1 protein-coding gene is annotated in these 497 nt (G+C 44.7%); it reads right to left on the bottom strand.

The features are described 5' to 3' along the window. Window positions 1-237: 237 nt before the first annotated feature. A partial coding sequence (locus ACSZPU_RS26270; RefSeq protein WP_499004562.1) for a transposase occupies window positions 238-497 on the bottom strand: 260 nt, incomplete at its 5' end.

Below are 497 nucleotides of genomic sequence, written 5' to 3'. Positions count from 1 at the left end.
CGCACAGGAAGCCAAGGAAAATCATATAAATGCAATGATGGCACCAGACCCTGATGCGCCTAAAGTATCGATGCTTAGGAAGGTGCGATTTAATCGGTGGGGTTCAGTGGAGTCCTTAGCTGTATTAGCCTTACCTTAGCTGAGCTGTATTATCTCTCTGCGATCACTTTGTACTGGTGAATATTTGGCCTTTATTATTCAATGAATGGCAAAGAATAACCTCATCTTGCACATTATTTATGCTAGTCCGGCCAGTTGCGCAGCGCGAACCAGATTGCCCATCGCAAACAGCATTGACAGACGGTTGTGATTTTTCTTCAGACCCCGTATTCGGGTCTTTCTGAAACCAAACTGGCATTTCAGTATCCGGAACGGATGTTCAACCTTCGCCCTGATACTGGCTTTCACAAATTCATCATTAAGTGCCTGCTTATTTCGACGCGGATGCTGTTTCATTTCTTTTACAGCAAGCGGGCCTTTCGCAATAAACCAGTATT

Origin of the sequence: Phytobacter sp. V69, assembly GCF_965644215.1 — a bacterium.
GTDB lineage: Bacteria > Pseudomonadota > Gammaproteobacteria > Enterobacterales > Enterobacteriaceae > Phytobacter.
The sequence above is the reverse complement of the archived record's forward strand: the minus strand, read 5'-3'. Positions and strand labels throughout refer to the sequence as shown.